Source organism: Streptomyces sp. NRRL S-455 (assembly GCF_000717875.1).
In the GTDB taxonomy this organism is placed as follows: domain Bacteria; phylum Actinomycetota; class Actinomycetes; order Streptomycetales; family Streptomycetaceae; genus Streptomyces.
The window spans coordinates 163,578-183,837 of the sequence record NZ_JOCT01000024.1 but is presented as its reverse complement, the minus strand read 5'-3'; the positions used below and the strand labels follow the sequence as shown (position 1 = coordinate 183,837).

The window sequence follows — 20,260 nt, the reverse complement described above, 5'->3', positions numbered from 1 at the left end:
GGCCCCATCGCACCCCGGGGCGGGGGTGCGATGGGGCCCGCCCCGGCCGGTTCGAGAGGGTGTCGCAAGGCAGGCGGGACATCGCGGACACCCACGGGGCGGGTCAGATCAGCACACGCGACCCGCGCCCGCTCGGGCGGCGACGATGCCCGGGACGGCCTTCGCCGGGTCGATGTCGGCTCGCAGGGCCGGCGTCCAGCCGGCACCCGACTGGAGCGTCTCGCCGGGGATCTCCGCGTTGTGCACGGCGATCAGGTCGACCGTCTTGCCGTTGACGACGTTGCCGCCCGCGGTGACCGGCGCCTCGTTCCACTTCTTGAGGATCTTCGCCGGGCTGATGCCCTGCGCCAGCGTGAACGCGTTGTGCTCGGCGACGAGCCGGGACTCCTTGCCGATGCCGTAGACGTAGCCCCACTTCTGGCCCTTGGTGACCACGAAGTGGTTGTTGTAGGAGTCGACCTGCCCGAACCGCACGCGCGGCGCCCGCTCGACGATGCCCTCGAAGCGGTTGTGGTGCAGCGTGACCTTGAGTTTGCCGGTGTCGTCGGCGGTGGCGCTGTCGCTGTTGCCGATCAGCATGGTCTTGTCGTGGTCCTTGAAGGAGTTCCAGGACACGGTCACGTGGTTGGAGCCGCGCACGACGTCGAGCAGCCCGTCGTGCTGCTGGTAGGTCTTGCCGAAGTAGGACGGCAGGGAGCTGTCCGGGTAGCGGCCGTCGGTGAGCGTGTTGTGGTCGACCCACACATGCGTGGAGCCGTAGACGACCACCCCGTCGTACTCGCTGTTCCAGGCACCGGTCTTGTTGTCGTCGGCCGGGTCCCACTGCGGGAAGCAGTCGACCGGGGCCTCGATGGTGAGGTTCCGGACGATGACGTTGTCGACGCCCTTGATCTGCAGGCTGCCGCCGAGGATCCCCGAGCCCTTCCCCACGCCGATGATGGTGGTGTTGGCGGGCACGTTCGCCTTGATGGCCTGGTCCTGCCGGGCGGCGGACGCGGCCCGCAGCTCCTCCTGCTCGCCGCTGACGGGCTTGTCGTGCCCCCAGACGGCCGGGTCGTAGGCGGCGAGGTACTTCTGGAAGTCGTACCCCTCGGCCTCGAACGCCTCGCAGCCCTGGGAGACGGCGTCGATCATCCCCTTCACCTTGATGATCTTCGGCGCGGACCCGCCGTCCTTCAGGGCGGCCTTGAACTGCTCCCAGGTGGTGACGGTGTAGACGTGCTCCGCATCGGCGGCTGCGCCGCCCGTGGTTCCCGTGCCGTACGCACCCCACCCGTCACCGGCCCCCAGAGTCTGGCGGGCCACGTCCCGTGGCTCGGCCTGCGCGGCCGTACCGCTCAGGGGCAGCACCAGCGCGGCACACCCGATCACGACGGCGACTCTCCTCTGAATGACATGATCATGACACTTGCGAACGTCCATGGTGCGGCTCTCTTCCTTCTTCGTCAGGGGGTGTTACGCGGCGGGCTCCGGCCAGGTGATCCACGACTCAGGGATCTCCGCCTCCAGCCGGCGCACATCGCCCGGCCCCAGCACCCGGGCACGGAGCAGCTCCCGCGCCACGAGCCGGGCCACGGCGATCGCGCCCGGTGGACTGAAGTGCGTGTTGTCCTGCTCGGACGCGGTCCAGTTGAAGTACCTCTTCGTCTCCTCGACCCCGAGCTCCTGCCACAGGGCGAGCGACAGCGCCTGGACGTCCAGCAGCGCGACCCGCTCCTCGGCGGCGAGCGCCCGCATGGCCGCCGGATACTCACCGTGCGTCGGCACGGCCTTGCCGCCCGCGTCGAACCTCCGCCGCTCCACGGCCGTGGCCAGCACGGGCCGCGCCCCACGGGCCCTGGCCCCCTCGACGTACATCCGCAGATGTGCCTGATACGTCGACCAGGGCTCGGTGTAGCGCGTGGGGTCCTCGGCCTTCTCGTCGTTGTGGGCGAACTGGATGAGCAGGACATCGCCGGGCTTGATCACCCCGAGAATCGCGTCCAGGCGTCCCTCATCGACGAAACTCTTGGAACTACGCCCGTTCACGGCGTGGTTCGAGACCGTCAGGCCCTTACGGAGAAGGAACGGGAGCGCCATGCCCCACCCGGTCTCGGGCGCGGCATTCGCGTACTTCTGGGCCGCGGTGGAATCACCGGCTATGTAGAGGGTGCGACTTCGGCGACCGGTCGCTTGTGCGGTTCCGGTGGCGGAGAAGGCGAGGGGCACGGCAGCGACAGCGGCCACAGCTACCTGTCTTCGGTTGAGGGGCATATGAGAATCTCCCTAGGGGCGCGGGGAACTGCACGACAAGCCGGGGACGGCCCGCACCTGCACACCACAGGCCGTCCCACGGCGAAACCCGGCAGGAATCACCCGTTCTGCTGGTTCCACTCCTCCTGCGCGGTGTTCAACTGCTCAGCCAACGTGTCCAGGAATTCCTTCGCACTCATCTTCCCGAGCAGCACCTTCTGGAAGTTCGGCTCATTGTCGGCCTTGGAAATCGTGTTCCAGTCCGGCAGGTAGTACGGCAACTGCACAATCGTCGTCGACCCGTCCGACAACGCGTCGGCGGCCAGCTTCGTGGGCTCGGCCTTCGAGATCCACGCGTCCTTCGCCGCGTCCGTGTTCGACGGCACCTGGCCCGCGTTCTCGTTGAACTTCGAGTTCTCCGCCTTGGACGTGGCGAACTCGATGAACTTCCAGGCGGCCTCCTTGTTCTTGCCGCTCTTGAACAGACCCAGACCGTCCACCGGGTTGGAGACCTGAACCCGCTCGCCGCCAGGACCCATCGGCTGCGGAATGCCCCGGAACTTGTCGACCCCGAGCGCCTTCACATGGTCCTGGTACGACCCGAGATTGTGGTTCAGCATCCCGATCGTGCCGGAGTCCCACTGCGCGACCATCTTCGTGAAGTCGTTGTTGAGGTCGGCGGCCGGCGTGACCTTCTTGTACAGGCCGACGTACTTCTCCAGCGCCGCCACGTTCTTGGGGTCGTTCACCGTGGTCTTGTCACCGCTGGAGTCCCAGAACGAGGTGATCCCGGACTGCCCGTACATGGCGTCCAGCGCCTGCGCGATGGATCCCGCGCCACCACGAATGGTGTACCCGAACTCGTTCCTGCCCTTGTTAGTGAGCTTGTCCGCGGCCTCGAAGAACCGGTCCCAGGTCGTCGGCTCCTGGAGCCCCGCCTTCTTGAACAGATCGGTGCGGTAGTACAGCACACCGTTGTTCGCGGAGGTCGGGATCGAGTACAGCTTGTCGTCGCCCCCGCCGGCCGCCTTCAGCGACTCCACCATGTCCTTGTTGAGCTTGCCGTCGAGCGAGGACTTGGCGAGCCGCTCGTCCAGCGGCTCCAGGGCGCCCTGCGCGGCGAACCCGGCGAGCATCGCCGCGCCCACACCGCCGACGTCCGGCAGACCGCCGCCCTGCAGGGCGGTGTCGACCTTCGACTGGTACTCGGTCGCGGCGATCCCGACGTACTCGACCTTGATGTCCGGGTTGGCCTTCTCGAAGTCGGCGATGATCTCCTTCCAGATCTCGGTGCGGACACCGCCGTTGTTGTCCCAGAAGACGATCTTGCCCTTGCCGCTTCCCTCGGCGCCCTTGTCGCCGCCCGCCCCGCTGCCGTCGTCACCGCAGGCGGTGGCGGTCAGGGCGAGCACGGCCCCCAGGGCGACGGCCGTGGCGGCGCGCCTGCTTCTGCGATTGCTGATCTTCATTGGTCGGCTCTCTTCTTCTGGATCCAGCGGAACTCGGAGGTGTGGGGGGTCAGTGGCGGGCGTGGGGCGCCCAGTCGTCGGTGCCCTTGAGGTAGGCGGTGACGGTGTGGGACCGCGCCGCCTCGTCGCTCAGCTGCGGACGATCAGCGGTGACCGTCGCGCCCGGGCCGTGGTTGCGGTACTCGGTGAAGCGGGCGTCCCGCCACGAGAACCCGCTCATGTCGGTCCACGGCGAGGCCTTGATCGCGGCCGGCAGCTCGGTGTCCCGGATCAGCACCTGCGCGATCGCGTCCGGCTCACCGCCCGGGTGCCAGGGCCGGCCCAGGTGGAAGCTCCCGGCAGGGGCGTCACTGACGATCTTCGACCGGGTGATCAGGAACCCGTACGGGTTGCCCTTCCAGGTCGAGGCCGCCGTGATGTAGCCGTTGTTCGTGTCCGAGCCCCGGCTCAGCGCCCGGATCACCGACCGCTCGACCACCGTCGTGGCCCGGCCGTAGACGAAGTCGACGTCGCCCTCGATGTAGGAGTCTCGGATGTAGACCCGGCTGACGGTGGTCAGCTTGGGGCTGTCCGTCATCAGCGTGTCCTGGTTGCCCAGGAACGCGGTGTCCTCGAAGACGATCCGGTCGCCGGTCGTCTTCATCGCCAGCGCCTGCTCGCCCTTCAGCTCGTGCGCGGCCTCGTCGAAGTCGTTGCTGAAGGTGAGGTTGCGTGCGGTGACGTCGTTCGCGGCGATGCGTACGGTGGCGCTTCCGGTCGAACCCCCGTACTCGGCGGGCGTGTCGAAGACGACGACGGTGTCGGAGCGGTCGCGTCCGGTCCCCCGCAGCAGGATGCCCGGCTTGCCCGCGGGGATGTACACCTTCTCGCGGTACGTGCCCGGCGCGACGGCGATCTCCACGGTGCCGTCGTTGCCGTCGGGCACGGCGTCGACGGCGGACTGCACGGTCGGGTAGTCGCCCGGGACCTTCAGCACGACCGGGCCGCCGATGCGCTTCTGCGGTCCGGAGAACCGCTTCACCAGTGCGGGCACGGCCGCGGCCGGGTCCAGCCGGTAGGCGTAGAACGCGCGCGGGTCGAACGCGGTGCCCCAGGCGTCGTGCCGTCCGGTGGTGTTCCTCAGGATCGAGCCGCGCTGCACCAGCTCGGCGGTGGCGTCGGCCTGGTAGGGGTGCTGGACGCCGTCGTAGTAGCTGTTCTCGATGACCATCCTGGTCCTGCCGCGCGACCAGTTCCCGTACGTCCACACGGGGTCGCCGTCGGAGAGCTGCGAGGACAGGTAGTTGTTGTAGAGGTGCGCGTAGGCGCAGTTGTCGGCGGAGGGGTTGCGCTGTTTGGTGCCCCGGAACCAGTTGTGGTCGACGGTGATCTGGGTCCTGACGTTGGGGGTCCAGCCGATGCCGAACGTCTTGTTGTTGTCCGTGAACTGGTTGTAGGAGACGGTGACGTACTCGCTGTCCTTGCGGATGTCGAGCTGGCCGTCGCAGATCCGCGAGAACCGTATGTGGTCGATCCACACGTGGTGCGCGGTGTCGAGGCGGATGCCGTCGTAGTCGGTGTCCTTGCAGTCCCAGTTGCCCTCGATGGCCGTGTCGCGGATGGTCAGGTTGCGGATGATCACGTTGTGGGTGCCGGGGTCGAGGGTGAAGCCGCCGTGCACGATCTCGGCGGTGTCGCTCACGCCGATGATGGTCTTGTCGGAGGCGACGGGTATCTCCGTGCCGAAGGGGTCCATGTCGAGGGAGCCCTTGACGCGGATGACGTAGGGCTCCTCGGCCGCGGCGTACTTCGCCAGCGCGGCCTGGTCGGTGACGGTGACGACCTTGCCGCCGGCCCCGCCGGCGGTGCCGCCGGCGAGGGAGGCGAAGCCGTGGGGCCGGTCGGTCCAGCGGTCCGTGGCGGGCCCGGCCTTCGCCGGCGGGGACGCCTGGGCGTCCCCGATGGCCCCGAGGCCCAGCGCGGTGACGAGGCCGAGCACGGTGGCCACGACTCTGCCGTGGCCCGGTCTCGACAAGCGCTTGCTACGGAAGTGCGTCATTGCGGCTCCCAACAGGCGTGCGGGGTGGCTCAATCGGAGGTGACTCTGAACAGCGTGAAGGTCGCCGCGCCCGCGTGTCCCCGACCGATGGGCGCGAGGGCGAAGAGGCCGAGCAGGGCGCCGACCCAGCGCCACGGGGTGGCGGCGAAGACGGGGCCCGACGGCCGGAAGCCGTCGCCCGTGTCGGCCGAGAAGCGGCAGCGTGCGCCCGCCCCGATCTCGATCCGCAACCGGGCCCGGCCCTCGGGCGCGAGCCGCGGGTGGGCGGCGTCGCGTTCGGCGTCCGCGACCGTCTCGGCGAACCGGTGCACGAGGTGCGCGGTCCCGTCCGCGCCCCGCTGGAGGCCGATCCAGCCGAACGCGTCCCCGAGGACCGCGAGCCCGGCCCGGGCTCCGGGTTCCTCGCTGTCGAGGCGCAGCTCCACCTCGGCGGTGCAGGGCTTGCCGGGCAGCCGCTGGGTGAGCACGTGCGGCAGTCTGCGCAGGTCGTGGGCGTCGGCCGAGCGGACGCAGGTCAGCCGCAGCCCGTCTCCGGAGTGCTGGGTGGCCCAGCCGTCGCCGGGGTTGGCCGTCCACTGCCACTGGCGGCCGTACCGCCCGCCGGGGAAGTCGTCGTCGGTGGCGGGTGCGGCGGGCGGCTGCGGCGGCAGATCGGGGAGGCGGTGTTCGGCGACCGGGGCCCCGTCGTTCCCGAGGACCGGCCAGCCGTCCGGGCCCCAGCGCATCGGCTGGAGGTGCACGACCCGGCCGTAGGGGCCGCGCTGCTGGAAGTGCAGGAACCAGTCCTCCCCGGACCGGGTGCGCACCCAGCCGCCCTGGTGGGGGCCGTTGACGTCGGTGTCCTTCTGCTCCAGGACGATCCGCTCCTCGTACGGCCCGAAGAAGCCGCGCGAGCGGAAGGCGCCCTGCCAGCCCGTCTCCACCCCACCGGCGGGGGCGAGGATCCAGAACCAGCCGTCGTGCCGGTAGAGCTTGGGGCCTTCGAGGGTGAACCAGCCGGGTATGCGGTCGGCGTCGACGATCACCTTGCCCTCGTCGAGGAGTTCGGTGCCGTCGGGGCGCATACGGTGGCCGGTGAGGCGGTTCTTGATCCCCGAGCGGGACTTGGCCCAGGCGTGCACCAGATAGGCCTCGCCGGTCTCGTCGTCCCACAGGGGGCAGGGGTCGATCAGGCCCTGGCCGGCCTTCACCAGGTGCGGGCGGGTCCAGGGGCCTCTGATCTGCGGGGCGTTGATCTGGAAGATGCCCTGGTCGGGGTCGCCCCAGAAGATCCAGAAGCGCTCGTCGTGATACCTGAGGGACGGGGCCCAGACACCGCAGTCGTGCCGGGGCGTCTCGAACTCCTCGGCCGGTTCGAGGCGTTGCAGGGCGTGGCCGACCAGAGTCCAGTTCACCAGGTCTCGGGAGTGCAGTAACGGCAGGCCGGGGGCGCGGCCGAAGCTGGAGGCGGTGAGGTAGAAGTCGTCACCGACCCGGACGACGTCCGGGTCGGACCAGTCGGCGTCGAGGACGGGATTGCGGTAGGTCGGGGTCGTCACAGGCTCACCGCCTTGCGGACGAGGGCCGCCGCGGCGTCCCGGCCGAGGCGGCCGTCGGCGACCACGGTGACGACCCGGCGGACGACGGTCTCGCCCGGCGGGAGCGGCAGCCGCTCGTCGTACGCCAGGGAGGAGCCGACGCCCGGGTACTCCTGGGTGCGTACGAACCACGGGTCCCGGCGGGTCTGTTCGGTGGCCCCGGCGAAGACCAGCGTCCAGGTGGAGCCGGCCAGGGCGAGCCAGTCGGCGCGGCTGCCGTGCGCCTCGGCCTCCCCCTCGGTGCCGGGGGTGAAGACGTCCGGGGCCGCCGCCTCCTTGCGGGCCCGCCAGAAGAAGCCGCCGTAGGCCGCGCCCGGGCGGCCGTTGGTCGCGGGGCTGCCGATCGACAGCGGATCCTTGGTGACGTTGGTGAGGGAGAAGGTGAGGTCCAGCGCCCAGGCCTGGTCGGTGAGTTCGGTGGCCGCGACCGTGCGGCGCTCGCGCAGCAGCTCACCGCGCGCCGCCACCCAGCGCAGCTCCTCCACGAAGCCGTCCGGGTCGCGCAGCTGGAACGTGACGTGCCGCTGGGAGCCGTGGTTGTCCAGCTCGGTCGGGCCCTGGTCGCGGACGTAGGTGCGCCCGCCCCAGAAGTTGAACCCCTCGACGTCGGGAACGGCGACACCGACGCCGAGGTGGTGTGCGTGGTCGGCGGGGCTCAGCTCGGTGACCGCCGTACCGGCCAGGGTGGTGACGGGGTGCAGGAAGGGCCGCGGGGAGAGCCGGGTGGGCAGCTCGGGCCGGGTGACGTACCGGCCGACCGGCCGGCCCGCGACGCGCAGCACCGTGGTGTCGTTGCTGGTCATCGGTTGCTCACCTCTTTGGACGGGTGCTCCGGGGCAGGGCGCTTCTGGTGGATCTCCGCGGGAGAAGGAGCGGCGTTCGGTGCGTGCGATCGGCGTGCGGCGTGGAGGGTCATGTGGCGGAGCCACCTGGCCCTTCGCGCCGTGCGGCATGGGGGTCCCCCCTGCTCGAGCGAAGCCGAGAGCTTGGGGGAGGGCATGCCGGGCGTCGCGACGCCGCGGAGGTCCGCCAGGAGTGCCCTTCCCAGGGGGCGCCGAGCTCGGAGTAGAGGGAGAGGGTGTCGGCGGCGGCCGCGACGAGCCCGTCGATGCCGGGGACGACCCGGCGGTTCTCGCCGGGGATCCGGTGCCAGGCGTTGTCCGGCAGCGGCGCCGGGTCGGGAGCGGTGCGGATGGCCTCCACGACCTTCATGAAGGCTCCCGTCTCGTCCGGCGGGACCAGCAGGTCGGCGCCGGTGGTGAGGTGCGCGACGAGGTTCTCCAGCAGGTCGGTGCGGCCGTGGTCGGACTCCTCCGGGCCGTGGCCCGCGCGCTGGAGCAGCACGCGGTCCTGCTTGTACCAGAAGGTGATCCGGCCGCTGCTGCCGTGCACCAGCACGTACGGATCGTCCGCCTGCTCGGCGCACAGGGTCGCGGCGACGGTGACCGGGTGGCCCTGCGCGGTGGCGACGCGGACGCAGGAGGTGTCGTCGGACTCGATGGCGTTGGCGCGCAGCAACTCGGTCTCGATGCCGGTGACGTCCTCGGCACGGGTGCTGCCGCCCAGCGCGAGGGCGGTGGCGACGGCGTGGGCGAGCGGGTTGGTCAGCGCCCCGTCGATCACGTCGACACCGTTCAGCCGCCGCTTGCCCGCCCAGGGCGCCCGCTTGAAGTAGTCCTCGTCCCGCACCCAGGCACCGGCCCCGCCGAGCCCGAGCAGCCGGCCGATCGCGCCCTGGTCGACCAGCTCGCGGATGGCGGGCAGGGCGTGCGAGCCCAGCGACTGGAAGCCGATCTGGCAGACGACCCCGGCCGCGGCGACCCCGTCGGCCATCCGGCGGAACTCGGCGTACGAGGGGGCGGGCGGCTTCTCCAGGAGGATGTGCACGCCCCGTTGGGCCGCCGTGAGGGCGAGGTCGGTGTGGGTCGGGATCGGGGTGCAGATCACGGCGATCCGGGCGCCGGTGGAGTCCAGCAGGGCCCCGAAGTCGGCGGACTGCTCGGGCGTGCCGAGGTCGCCGAGCTCCTCCTCGGTCAGCGGCGTCAGCTCGCAGACGCCGACCAGCCGTACGATGCCCTGGTTCTGCAGGCGGCGGATGTTCTCGACGTGCCAGCGGCCGTGTCCGCGGGCGCCGGCGAGGACGACGGGCAGGGGGGTGCTCAGGGGTTCGCTCATGGAGTCGATCATGCGACCGGTCACGGGGTCCTCCCCGCTCCCGCGCCGCGGGCCACCGTCCGGCCGGCCGCCGCGGCGCTGTCGGTCCGTCCGCAGACCAGCCCCGACCGGCCTGCGGAAACGGCGCGTTGCTCGGCGCTCATCCCTTCACCGCCCCCGCGCTGAACCCGGTGATCAGCCACTTCTGGATGAAGGCGAAGACGATCACGACCGGCACGGCCGCGATGATGCCGCCGGCTGCGAGCGCGCCCAGGTCGACGCTGTCCGCGCTCATCAGGGAGTTGAGGCCGACGGGGATCGTCTGCTTGTCCTGGTTGTTCAGGAACATCAGGGCGAACAGGAAGTGGTTCCAGGAGTGGACGAAGGCGAACGAGCCGACGGCGATCAGGCCGGGCCGCAGCAGCGGCAGCACCACGATCCGGAAGGCCGTCATGCGGTTGCAGCCGTCCACCCAGGCCGCCTCCTCCAGGGAGTACGGCACGTTCTTGATGAAGTTGCTGATCAGGATCATCGACAGCGGCAGCTGGAAGACCGTCTCGGCGAGGATGACGCTGCCCAGCGAGTTGATCATCTGCAGTTCGGCGAAGATCTCGAACAGCGGCACCAGGAGCAGCGCGCCCGGCACGAACTGGGAGCACAGCAGGGCCAGCATGAACGCCCGCTTGATCTTGAAGTCGAACCGGGCGAGGGCGTAGCCGCCGGCCAGCGCGACGAGGGTCGTCATGAGCAGGGTGGCGACGCCGACGAGGACGCTGTTGGCGAAGTAGGTGCCGAAGCTGCGTTCCGTCCACACCTTCTCGAAGTGCTCGAAGGTGACCGGCCAGGGCACGAGCGAGGTCGAGCCGGGCGGGCGCAGCGAGAAGAGCAGGATCCAGTAGAAGGGGATGAGGGTGAAGAGGAGGTAGATGCCCAGGGGCAGGTAGATCTGCCAGCGGGGGGCCTCGTCCCAGGCACGGTTCTTCTTCACGGGCCGGGTCGGCTCAGGGGTGGCGCGCACGGGGGCGGGCGCCGCCTTGGTGGCTTCCTTGACGCTCACTTGCTCTCGCCTCCGAACTTGCTCAGCCGCAGGTAGACCATCGAGCAGAAGAGCAGGATCACGAACGCCACCGTGGTCAGGGCCGACGCGTAGCCGAAGTTGTGGGCGTCGACGGATGTGTTGGCGATGTACAGCGGCAGCGTGGTCGTCTCGCCCGCGGGTCCGCCGCCGGTCAGGGTGTAGAGCAGGTCGACGTTGTTGAACTCCCACACCGCGCGCAGCAGCGTGGACAGGATGATGGCGTCCTTCAGGTGCGGCAGCGTGATGTGCCAGAACTGCTTCAGCCGGCTGGCCCCGTCGACCTCGGCGGCCTCGTAGAGGTCCTTCGAGACGGACTGGAGGTCGGCGAGGATGAGGATCGCGAAGAACGGCACGCCGCGCCACAGGTCTGCCACCACCGCCGCCGGGAACACCGTGGAGGTGTCCGACAGCCAGCTGGTGCCGTAGGAGCCGATGCCCATGTCCGCGAGGTAACGGGTGATGCCCGTCTGGGAGTTGTAGAGCAGCACCCAGATCGCGGAGGTCAGCACACCGGAGACGGCCCACGGGGAGAAGACCAGGGCGCGCCCCAGGCCCCGGCCCACGAAGGTCTGGTTGACGATGAGGGCCAGCGCGAGACCGAACAGCAGCTGGAGCCCGACCTCCACGAAGACCCACTTGGCGCTGAAGACCAGCGTGTCCCAGAAGACCGGGTCCTCGGTGAAGGCGTGGACGAAGTTGTCGAAGCCCGCGAATCCGTTCCGCCACGGCTTGGTGGGGTTGTAGTTCTGCAGGCTGTAGTAGAAGACGCTGATGACCGGGTAGGCGATGAAGCCCAGCATGAGCAGGGCGGCCGGTGCGATCAGCAGGTAGGGAAGCTTGCGCGGTGTGGCGGAGGCACGGCGCCGCCGGGGTGGCGCGGGCGGTTTCGCCACGGCTGCGGCTTGGGCCATGACTGTTCTCCGTTCTCAGTACGTCGTGGTGCGTCGTGCTTCGGTCGTGCGTCGGTGCGTGCTCGGGAAGCGCTTTCTCCCTGGGCAGGGTCGTGCCGGGTCGTGCCGAGGAGCGCGGTGGTCCGTCGTGCGGTGGTGCTCGGCTCGTGCGGTGGCTCAGCCCGCGTACGGGTCGGCGACCCGGCCCGGACGGGCGAGGAACTCGAAGTCGCAGCCCGTGTCGGCCTGCGTGATCTGCTCGTTGTAGAGCGCGCCGTAAGCGCGCTCGTAACGGGTGGGCGGCGGCGTCCAGGTGGCCCTTCGGCGCTCCAGCTCCTCGTCGTCCACGTGGAGCTGGAGCGTGCGGCCCTCGACGTCGAGGGTGATGGAGTCGCCGGTGCGGACGAGGGCGAGCGGTCCGCCGACGTACGACTCGGGAGCGACGTGCAGCACGCACGCGCCGTAACTGGTGCCGCTCATCCGGGCGTCGGAGATCCGGACCATGTCCCGCACGCCCTGCTTGAGCAGATAGTCGGGCAACGGCAGCATCCCGTACTCGGGCATTCCCGGGCCGCCCTTGGGGCCGGCGTTCCGCAGCACCAGCACGTGGTCGGGTGTGATGCCGAGTGCCGGGTCGCTGATGGTGCGCTGCATGGTCTTGTAGTCGTCGAAGACGACGGCCGGGCCGGTGTGCTTGAGCAGGTGCGGCTCGGCGGAGATGTGCTTGATGACCGCGCCGTCGGGGCAGAGGTTGCCACGCAGCACGGCGACCCCGCCCTCGGCGGCGACCGGGTTCTCCCGGGTGCGGATGACGTCGTCGTCGTGGACGACGGCGCCCTCGATCTGCTCCCCCAGGGTCCCGTTGACGGTGGGCCGGTCCAGGTGCAGCAGGTCGGTGATCCGCGAGAGGAAGGCGGGCAGGCCGCCGGCGAAGTAGAAGTCCTCCATGAGGTACGTCCGTCCGCCGGGCCGGACGTTGGCGAGCACCGGGACGGTGCGGGCGATGCGGTCGAAGTCGTCGAGGGTGAGCTCGACCTGGCAGCGCCCCGCCATCGCGATCAGGTGGATGACGGCGTTGGTGGAGCCGCCGAGCCCGAGGACCGTGGTGACGGCGTCCTCGAAGGCCTCGCGGGTGAGGATCCTGGACGGCTTGAGCGCGGTCCAGGCGAGCTCCACGGCACGGCGCCCGGAGGCGGCGGCCATCCGCTCGTGCCCGGAGTCGACGGCCGGGATCGAGGAGGCGCCCGGCAGCGTCATGCCCAGGGACTCCGCCGCCGCGGTCATCGTCGACGCGGTCCCCATGGTCATGCAGTGACCGGGCGAACGCGCCAGCCCGCCCTGCAGCTCTCTCAGTTCACAGTCGGTCAGGTTGCCCGCGCGGTGCTCGTCCCAGTACTTCCACATGTCGGTGCCGGATCCGAGGGTCTCCCCGCGCCAGTGGCCCGGCAGCATCGGCCCCGCGGGCACGAAGATCGACGGTATGTCGGCCGAGGCCGCGCCCATGAGCAGCGCGGGCGTCGACTTGTCGCAGCCGCCGAGCAGCACCGCAGCGTCGATCGGGTACGACCGCAGCAGCTCCTCCGTCTCCATCGCGAGCAGGTTGCGGTAGAGCATCGGGGTCGGCTTCTGGTACGTCTCGGAGAGTGTGGCGACCGGGAACTCCAGCGGGAAGCCGCCGGCCTGCCACACCCCCCGCTTGACCGCCTCGGCACGCTCGCGCAGGTGGACATGGCAGGGGTTGATGTCGGACCAGGTGTTCAGGACGGCGATCACCGGACGGCCTCGGTACTCCTCCGCCTCGTAACCGAGCTGGCGCATCCGGGCGTTGTGCGACCAGGTGCGCAGCTGGCCCTCGGCGCCGAACCACTGATGGCTTCTGAGGTCCTCGGGACGCAGCCTGCCGGTCATATCGACCACCCCGCGGCGATCGCGGCGACCTCGGCGCGCTGGTCCTCCCGGAGGGTCCGGCTCGGCGGGCGGACCTCGCGGCGGCACAGCCCGAGGGAGGCGAGGGCCTCCTTGACGACGGTGACGTTGTTGGCGGAGCCGCTGTCGGCGCGCAGCTCCTCGAAGCGGCGGATCTGCTCCCAGACCTTCATCGCGGCCGGGTAGTCGCCGGAGCGCAGCGCCTCGATCATGTTCAGGGAGACGGCCGGGGCGACGTTGACGAGCCCCGAGGTGAAGCCGGTGGCGCCCGCGGAGAAGTAGGAGGGCGCGTACGGCTCGGCGAGCCCCGCCACCCACACGAACCGCTCCAGCCCCGCGTCGCGGGCGAACGCGGCGAACCTGGCCGCGTCCGGGACGGCGTACTTCACGCCGATGACGTTGGGGCAGTGGTCGGCGAGTTCGGCGAGGCGGGCGCCGGTGAGCTGCGCGTTGCGGATGTACGGGACGACGCCCAGCTCGGGCACGGCCTCGGCGATGGCCCGGTGGTAGTCGACCCAGCCGGCCTGCGAGACGTAGGGGTGGACGGGCTGGTGGACCATCACCATCTGGGCGCCGAGTTCCCGGGCGTGCCGGGCGGAGGCGACCGCGGTCGGCACGTCGTGCCCGACCCCGACCAGGATCGCGGCCCGGTCCCCGGCCTCGTCGACGGTCAGTTCCGTGACCAGCCGGCGCTCTTCGGGGGTGAGGGCGTAGAACTCGCCGGTGTTGCCGTTCGGGGTGAGGGTCGTGATGCCGCCGTCGAGCAGGCGGCGCAGCAGGGCCCGGTAGGTGTCCCGCTCGACGGAGCCGTCCTCGGCGAACGGGGTCACCGGGATCGCCACCACGTCGGCCAGGGCCGCCCGCTGGGTCTCGAACGCCACGCTGCTCATTCCTGACCTTCCTGTTCCAGTCCCGCCTGGGGGAATGCGCGCTGTACGAAGGAAGCGATGTGGGAGTGGAGGGCGAGTGCCGCGCCGTCCGCGTCCCTGTCGAGGGCGAGCCGGAGGATCTCGCGGTGCTCGTCGGCCTCCCGCTCCCATGAGGGCGAGGCGGCCCAGGCGACGGCGGAGACCAGGGCGGCCTGGTCGCGGACCTCGTCGAGCATCCGGCCGAGCAGCGGGTTGCCGCACGGAAGGTACAGGGCGCGGTGGAACTCGCGGTTGGCGAGGGAGCGTTCGGCGGTGTCGGTGGCGGCGTCGGCGCGGGTCAGCGCGTCCCGCGCGGCATCCAGGGAGGCACCCCGGCGCACGGCCCGCTTGAGCGCCTCGGGTTCCAGCAGCAGCCGCACGTCGTAGACCTCGCGCGCCATGTCCGCGTCCACCATGCGCACCGTGACGCCCTTGTACTGGCTCATCACGACGAGCCCGGTCCCGGCAAGGGTCTTGAGCGCCTCGCGCACCGGGGTCTTCGACACCCCGAACTGCGCGGCGAGCTCGGTCTCGACCAGCGCCTGCCCCGGCGTCAACTGCCCGGTGAGGATGCGGTGTTTGATCCCCTCCAGCACGTATTGCGTGCGGGAGGGGATCGGCGTGGGCACAGAGGTCATGCGCGCCTCTCGGATCTCGCGGTCCAGATGGATCGCGTATCGGATCTCACGTATCGCGTCTCATATATGACGTACGAAGTACGACGCGATGACGGTAGGAGGGCGCGTTCGCTTCGTCAATGCTTCCGGCAAAGAAACTGCAATCGCTTTCTACGGCCGGCGCGTCCACTCCGGATCGCGGCCGCTCAGGCCCACCGCCCGGGCCAGCAGCGATGCGTCCGGCTCGACGGGTACGACGGGACCCAAGATGGCGCCCCGGCCGGGGTCGTCGACGGCCGCCGCGAGGAAGTCGTGGCAGGCCCGGAGCGCGGCCGGGTCCGGTTCGTAGTGCTGGCCGGTCGCGCGGGCCAGGTCCCAGCCGTGGATGACCAGCTCGTCGGTGGCGACGAGACCCGCGATCTCGCCGGGCAGGTCCACGCCCCCGGCGCGGGTCATGCCGGTCCAGGCGGCCGGGTCGCGCCAGGCCCCGGCCAGTTCGGCGAGGACCTCGGGCAGTTCCTCGCGCCAGCCCGGGGTGAGGTCCGGGAGCGCGGAGTCCGGGCTGGTGTCGGTCGTGACGCCCAGGTCCTTGCGGCCGGCGTCGCGGAAGGCGGCGGCCAGCCCGGCCAGGTGGCCGAGCAGGTTGCGCACCGCGTACTCGGGGCAGGGCGTCGGGTCGGCCAGTTGCTCGTCGGTGACAGCGGCTGCGAGCCGTGTCAGGACCTCCGTCTGCGGCCCGAGGTCGAGCGTCGTACCGGTCGTCGCGGTGGTGTCGGTCATGGCCTGCTCCTTCGGAGTGCGGTCTCAGGGGGTAGACCGACACCGGCCGCCGAACTCATCGCCCGTCCGGCCGCTCCGCAGGCACCTGCCCGATCCCCGCCCCCGGTCCTCAGCCCCATGATGACCAGGCATGACGGCCAAGACGACGTGGCCTCTCGTGCCCGTGCCGCGCGATCACAGAGTTCCGCCGGTTCGGCCCCGGCAAGGGCCGAAACCACCTCCGACCGGCGAGGCGCCCCTTCGCTCAGCACCGCTTGAGGGCCGGGGCCGTCTCCGACCGGGGGCGGCCCTCTCGCTCAGCACGTCAGCCACTGGTGACGGAGCCCCGCGCTCAGCGCCCCGCGAGGGCCGCGCGGACCGTCTCCAGGTCGCCGTCGGACGCCAGCCCGGCGTGGTAAAGCCGCAGTTCGGTGGCGCCGAGGCGCCGGGCCTCGGCCGCGTCGGCGGCGAGGGTGCCCGGGCTGCCGCCCATGCCGGAGACGACGGTGAAGTTGGCGGCGATGACGGCGCCCTCCTTGCCCTGGCGCGCGAACGGCGTCAGCGTGCCGGTGCCGCTCGCGCAGGGCACGACCACACCGTCCGCGACGGACAGGATGTGCGCCGGGTCGACCCCGGGGTTGGCTCCGACGTGGTAGGAGACCGGGTCCGCGTGCAGCAGCACCTGGAAGCCGTCGGGCGCGGCCTCGCGCACGGCCCGGACCGCCGCCTCCTGGAGCGTGCGGGCGGTTTCGTCGCGGTACGCGCGCGTGGTGTTCGCGAGCGTCTCTCCGAGGAGCTTCTCGATGTCCGCCCAGCCCCCGTCGGAGGGCGCGCCCTGCCAGACCGGCTCCAGCGCGGTCCGGACGGCGGCCGCCAGCTCGTCGGCGTCCAGGCCGTGCCGGCCGTAGCCCTCCCGGCAGGCCGGGCAGAAGCACAGCGCCATCAGGTACTGCCCGGCGTCGCCGAGGCCGACGCCGCCGGTCTTGTCGTGGGCGTGCAGATGCTGCAGCCCGTACCAGCCGAGGGACTCCAGCTCGGTGCCGGCCGCCCCGGGCCGTACGGCCGCCTCCGCCGCCAGGTCGGTCAGGTACGCGCGGGTGGCGGGCTGGGCGATGCACGGCGCCCAGGGGTATCGGTCGCCGTAGGCGTTGACCACCGAGGTGCCCGGGTGCTCGGCGCCCAGACGCGAGTTGTGGGCGAGGACGACCCAGGTGTGCACCTCGAGACCGGCGTCCGTGAGGGCGGCGGCGGCCTCCCCGAAGGCGTCGCCGGGGGCCCAGTCCCCGGCCGCGTAGGGGCGCAGTTCCCGGCCGTCCCAGCGGTCGTCCGCCGGGTAGAGCACGGCGGCGTGCTCGGCCGTGACGATGCGGTGGCGCGGGTGGCGGGGCGTGAGCGCGCGGGTGGAGTGGTAGGCGGCGGCGAGCGTCACCTGCTCCACGCCGAGCGCGGCGATCCGCGCGGGCGCCTCCGGGTCCCCGTTGACGTCCCAGGGGTAGACGAATGCCGACGCCTTCACTTGGCCTCCTCCAGCAGCGCGTAGCCGTGTTCGATCAGTTCGGCGAGCTGCTTGACATGATCCCCGGCCGGTTCGTGCAGCGGGGGCCGCACCTCCCCCACGTCGAGTCCGCGCAGCCGTACCCCGGCCTTGACGAGGGCGACGGCGTAGCCGCGGCCCTGGGTACGCAGTTCGACGAAGGGGCGGAAGAAGCCGTCCAACAGCTTCTCGACGGTCCTGTCGTCGCCGGTCCTGAGGGCCTGGTGGAAGGCGAGGGCGAGCTCGGGCGCGAAGCAGAACACCGCGGAGGAGTAGAGCGTGACGCCGAGGGCGCGGTAGGCGAGCTGGGTCTGCTCAGCGGTCGGCAGGCCGTTGAAGTACAGGAAGTCGCCCGGGGCCTCGGTGCGTACGGCGCTGATGATCCGCTGCATGAGGTCGAGGTCGCCGAGCCCGTCCTTGAGGCCGATGATGCCGTCCGTGCGGGCCAGTCCGACGACGGTCTCCGGGGTGAAGACGGCGTTGTCGCGCTGGTAGACCACGACGGGCAGGGAGGCCGCCGCGGCCACCTCCCGGTAGTGCCGCAGCAGCCCCTCCTGCCCGGCGACGACGAGGTAGGGCGGCATGGCGAGCAGCCCGTCCGCCCCGGCCGCCTCGGCGAGGCGGGCGTAGCGCACGGCAAGCGCGGTGCCGTAACCGGCGCCCGCGACGACCGGCACCCGTCCCTCGGCCGCCTCGACGGCCACCCGGACGCACGCCTCGAACTCCTCGGGCGTGAGTGCGTGGAACTCTCCGGTGCCGCAGCAGGCGAACACGGCGGCGGCTCCGGCCTCCACCCCGCGGCGCACGTGCGCGCGGTAGGTGTCGAGGTCCACGGAGCCGTCGGGTCCGTACGCGGTGACCGGGAAGAACAGCGGTCCGCTGGGGATGTTGAGGCGGGCGGCGAGAGGGGCTGACGTCACGAGCTCTCCCGGTTCCATATTCATGATTGGCGTCTACATTTCTGAACACCTCCACGCTACGGGGCCGCCACGGCAACGGTCAAGCGCACAAACCCGCGACGCACCAGCGGATTCACCGCTTCCGCGACATACTTGACGGGCTCCGCCCCGGCTCCTTAGCGTGTCCACGCATATGAATGCCGTGCGCTCATGTGTACGGTGGCCGATTCAAGGAGACCCGAGGATGCCCGCTCCCCGCACCGTTCTGCTCACCGGCGCCGCCGGCGGCCTCGGCACCCTGATGCGGGACCTGCTCCCGGACTACGGCTACGAGCTGCGCCTGCTCGACATGCGCCCGATCGAGGGCGCACCCGACGCGATCACAGCCGACCTCGCCGACCGGGACGCCCTGCGCGAGGCCGTCCGGGGCGTCGACGCGATCATCCACCTCGCGGGCATCTCCCTGGAAGCCCCCTTCGAGAAGATCCTCAAGGCCAACATCGAGGGCACCTACCACCTCTACGAGGCCGCCCGTGAGGAGGGCGTCGGCCGGATCGTCTTCGCCTCCTCCAACCACGCCGTCGGCTACACACCGCGCCCCCAGGGCGAAGACCCTCTGATCCCGGTCGACACCGCCCGCCGCCCCGACACCTTCTACGGCCTGTCCAAGTGCTTCGGCGAGGACCTCGCCCAGCTCTACTGGGACAAGCACGGCCTGGAGACGGTGTCGGTGCGGATCGGCTCCTGCTTCCCCGAGCCGACCAGCGTGCGCATGCTCTCGGTGTGGATGAGCCCGGCCGACGGCGCCCGCCTCTTCCACGCGGCCCTGACCGCCGAGCACGTCGGCCACACCGTCGTCCATGGCTCCTCCGCCAACACCCGCCTGTGGTGGGACCTGAGCACCGCCCGGGCCCTCGGCTACGAGCCGCAGGACGACTCCGAGCCGTGGGCCGAGAAGCTCATCGCCGAGCAGGGCGAGCTGGATCCGGGCAACGAGGCGCACGCCTACCTGGGCGGCCACTTCGTGACGGACCCGCCGATCTGGCCGTACTGACCGAAAACACCTCACCCACAGGAGCGGGCGGGCAGAGAACGGACCCGCCCGCTCGGGCATTCGGGCACGCCCCGGAAGCGGCAGGGCAGCATCCTCAGAAGCGCGGGGAACGGCGTGACCAGCCACGACGCACCCGTGGGCGGCCACCGCATCCCCGTGACACTCCGCGCGTCCGCACGACCGAACGGGCACACACGGGCAGGATCGCTTCCGTAACAGACCTGGCCACCTCAGAACGCCCGCTGTAGAACTTCCCCCATGGCCCGACCGAGGGCCCGAACGGGCAGCACAGCAGGGAGGCGGGTGACGGCCATGAACAGAACCGCGGAAGAACGTCAGCGCGAGATCGTGCTGGCCGCACGGCGTGACGGCGCTGTGGACGTCACCGCCCTCGCCGCCGAGCTGGGCGTGGCCAAGGAGACCGTGCGGCGGGATCTGCGCGTCCTCGAGGACCACGGGCTGCTCCGCCGCACCCACGGCGGCGCCTACCCCGTGGAGAGCGCCGGCTTCGAGACGACGCTCGCCTTCCGGGCCACCAGCCACGTCCCCGAGAAGCGCCGCATCGCCACCGCCGCCGCCGAACTGCTCGGCGACGCCGAGACCGTCTTCGTCGACGAGGGCTTCACCCCGCAGCTCATCGCCGAGGCACTCCCCCGGGACCGGCCGCTGACCGTGGTCACCGCCTCCCTGCCGGTCGCGGGCACGCTGGCCGAGTCCGACAGCGTCTCGGTCCTGCTCCTCGGAGGCCGGGTCCGCTCCGGCACCCTCGCCACCGTCGACCACTGGACCACCAAGATGCTGGCCGGCTTCGTCATCGACCTGGCGTTCATCGGCGCCAACGGCATCTCCCGCGAACACGGCCTCACCACCCCCGACCCGGCCGTCAGCGAGGTCAAGACACAGGCCGTCCGGGCCGCCCGCCGCACCGTCTTCGCGGGCGTGCACACCAAGTTCGGAGCGGTCAGCTTCTGCCGGTTCGCCGAGATCGGCGCGCTGGAGGCGATCGTGACGAGCACCCTGCTGCCCACGGCCGAGGCCCACCGCTACTCGCTGCTCGGCCCGCAGGTCATCCGCGTCTGACCCGCCGGGCCCCACATCCCCTCAGGGCGCAGCCACGCCCTGCCA

Annotated in this window: 17 protein-coding genes; 2 read left to right on the top strand and 15 right to left on the bottom strand. The window is 71.0% G+C overall.

Translation table 11 applies throughout. The features are described from left to right. Positions 1-108 precede the first annotated feature (108 nt). The 15 genes from IE97_RS0129250 to IE97_RS0129180 form a co-directional block, all read right to left on the bottom strand. On the bottom strand, positions 109-1,422 hold the full coding sequence (locus IE97_RS0129250; RefSeq protein ID WP_030246958.1) for a pectate lyase family protein: 1,314 nt from the start codon (positions 1,420-1,422) through the stop codon (positions 109-111). Between the two features lie 33 nt (positions 1,423-1,455). Further along, the gene (locus IE97_RS0129245) at positions 1,456-2,253 is read right to left on the bottom strand and encodes a rhamnogalacturonan acetylesterase (RefSeq protein ID WP_030246955.1); all 798 of its coding nucleotides are present in this window, start codon (positions 2,251-2,253) and stop codon (positions 1,456-1,458) included. A 98-nt stretch (positions 2,254-2,351) separates the two neighbouring features. Beyond that, positions 2,352-3,701, bottom strand: a complete 1,350-nt coding sequence (locus IE97_RS0129240) for an ABC transporter substrate-binding protein (RefSeq protein ID WP_030246952.1) — start codon at positions 3,699-3,701, stop codon at positions 2,352-2,354. Positions 3,702-3,750: 49 nt separating this feature from the next. After that, positions 3,751-5,739, bottom strand: a complete 1,989-nt coding sequence (locus IE97_RS0129235; RefSeq protein ID WP_030246950.1) for a pectinesterase family protein — start codon at positions 5,737-5,739, stop codon at positions 3,751-3,753. Between the two features lie 29 nt (positions 5,740-5,768). Next, the gene (locus IE97_RS0129230; RefSeq protein ID WP_030246949.1) at positions 5,769-7,277 is read right to left on the bottom strand and encodes a glycoside hydrolase 43 family protein; all 1,509 of its coding nucleotides are present in this window, start codon (positions 7,275-7,277) and stop codon (positions 5,769-5,771) included. Continuing rightward, complete coding sequence (locus tag IE97_RS0129225) at positions 7,274-8,119, bottom strand: PmoA family protein (RefSeq protein ID WP_030246947.1); 846 nt, start codon at positions 8,117-8,119, stop codon at positions 7,274-7,276. The genes IE97_RS0129230 and IE97_RS0129225 overlap by 4 nt, the downstream gene beginning before the upstream one ends. Before the next feature lie 109 nt (positions 8,120-8,228). Continuing rightward, positions 8,229-9,491, bottom strand: a complete 1,263-nt coding sequence (locus IE97_RS0129220) for a Gfo/Idh/MocA family protein (RefSeq protein ID WP_234331871.1) — start codon at positions 9,489-9,491, stop codon at positions 8,229-8,231. A 139-nt stretch (positions 9,492-9,630) separates the two neighbouring features. Then, positions 9,631-10,527: a carbohydrate ABC transporter permease gene (locus tag IE97_RS0129215; RefSeq protein ID WP_030246942.1), complete on the bottom strand. Its 897-nt coding sequence runs from the start codon at positions 10,525-10,527 to the stop codon at positions 9,631-9,633. After that, complete coding sequence (locus IE97_RS0129210) at positions 10,524-11,459, bottom strand: carbohydrate ABC transporter permease (protein WP_030246938.1); 936 nt, start codon at positions 11,457-11,459, stop codon at positions 10,524-10,526. The genes IE97_RS0129215 and IE97_RS0129210 overlap by 4 nt, the downstream gene beginning before the upstream one ends. Positions 11,460-11,615: 156 nt before the next feature. Continuing rightward, positions 11,616-13,346: an L-arabinonate dehydratase gene (gene araD / locus IE97_RS0129205; RefSeq protein WP_030246936.1), complete on the bottom strand. Its 1,731-nt coding sequence runs from the start codon at positions 13,344-13,346 to the stop codon at positions 11,616-11,618. Beyond that, positions 13,343-14,254: a dihydrodipicolinate synthase family protein gene (locus IE97_RS0129200; protein ID WP_030246933.1), complete on the bottom strand. Its 912-nt coding sequence runs from the start codon at positions 14,252-14,254 to the stop codon at positions 13,343-13,345. The genes araD and IE97_RS0129200 overlap by 4 nt, the downstream gene beginning before the upstream one ends. Continuing rightward, positions 14,251-14,910, bottom strand: a complete 660-nt coding sequence (locus tag IE97_RS0129195) for a GntR family transcriptional regulator (protein WP_030246931.1) — start codon at positions 14,908-14,910, stop codon at positions 14,251-14,253. Before IE97_RS0129195 ends, IE97_RS0129200 begins: the two co-directional genes overlap by 4 nt. 150 nt (positions 14,911-15,060) lie before the next feature. Beyond that, positions 15,061-15,669 (bottom strand): TIGR03086 family metal-binding protein, encoded by a 609-nt coding sequence (locus IE97_RS0129190; protein WP_030246927.1) that lies wholly within the window; start codon positions 15,667-15,669, stop codon positions 15,061-15,063. A 331-nt stretch (positions 15,670-16,000) separates the two neighbouring features. Continuing rightward, on the bottom strand, positions 16,001-17,164 hold the full coding sequence (locus tag IE97_RS0129185; protein ID WP_030246923.1) for a hypothetical protein: 1,164 nt from the start codon (positions 17,162-17,164) through the stop codon (positions 16,001-16,003). After that, positions 17,161-18,102 carry a 5-dehydro-4-deoxyglucarate dehydratase gene (locus tag IE97_RS0129180; RefSeq protein WP_030246920.1) on the bottom strand — a complete coding sequence of 314 codons (942 nt, stop codon included), beginning with the start codon at positions 18,100-18,102 and terminating at the stop codon, positions 17,161-17,163. The genes IE97_RS0129185 and IE97_RS0129180 overlap by 4 nt, the downstream gene beginning before the upstream one ends. A gap of 223 nt (positions 18,103-18,325) precedes the next feature. On the opposite strand from IE97_RS0129180, the gene IE97_RS0129175 reads away from it, so the two are divergent. After that, complete coding sequence (locus tag IE97_RS0129175; protein WP_030246918.1) at positions 18,326-19,135, top strand: NAD-dependent epimerase/dehydratase family protein; 810 nt, start codon at positions 18,326-18,328, stop codon at positions 19,133-19,135. A gap of 312 nt (positions 19,136-19,447) precedes the next feature. Next, complete coding sequence (locus IE97_RS0129170) at positions 19,448-20,215, top strand: DeoR/GlpR family DNA-binding transcription regulator (RefSeq protein WP_030246916.1); 768 nt, start codon at positions 19,448-19,450, stop codon at positions 20,213-20,215. Positions 20,216-20,260 lie beyond the last annotated feature (45 nt).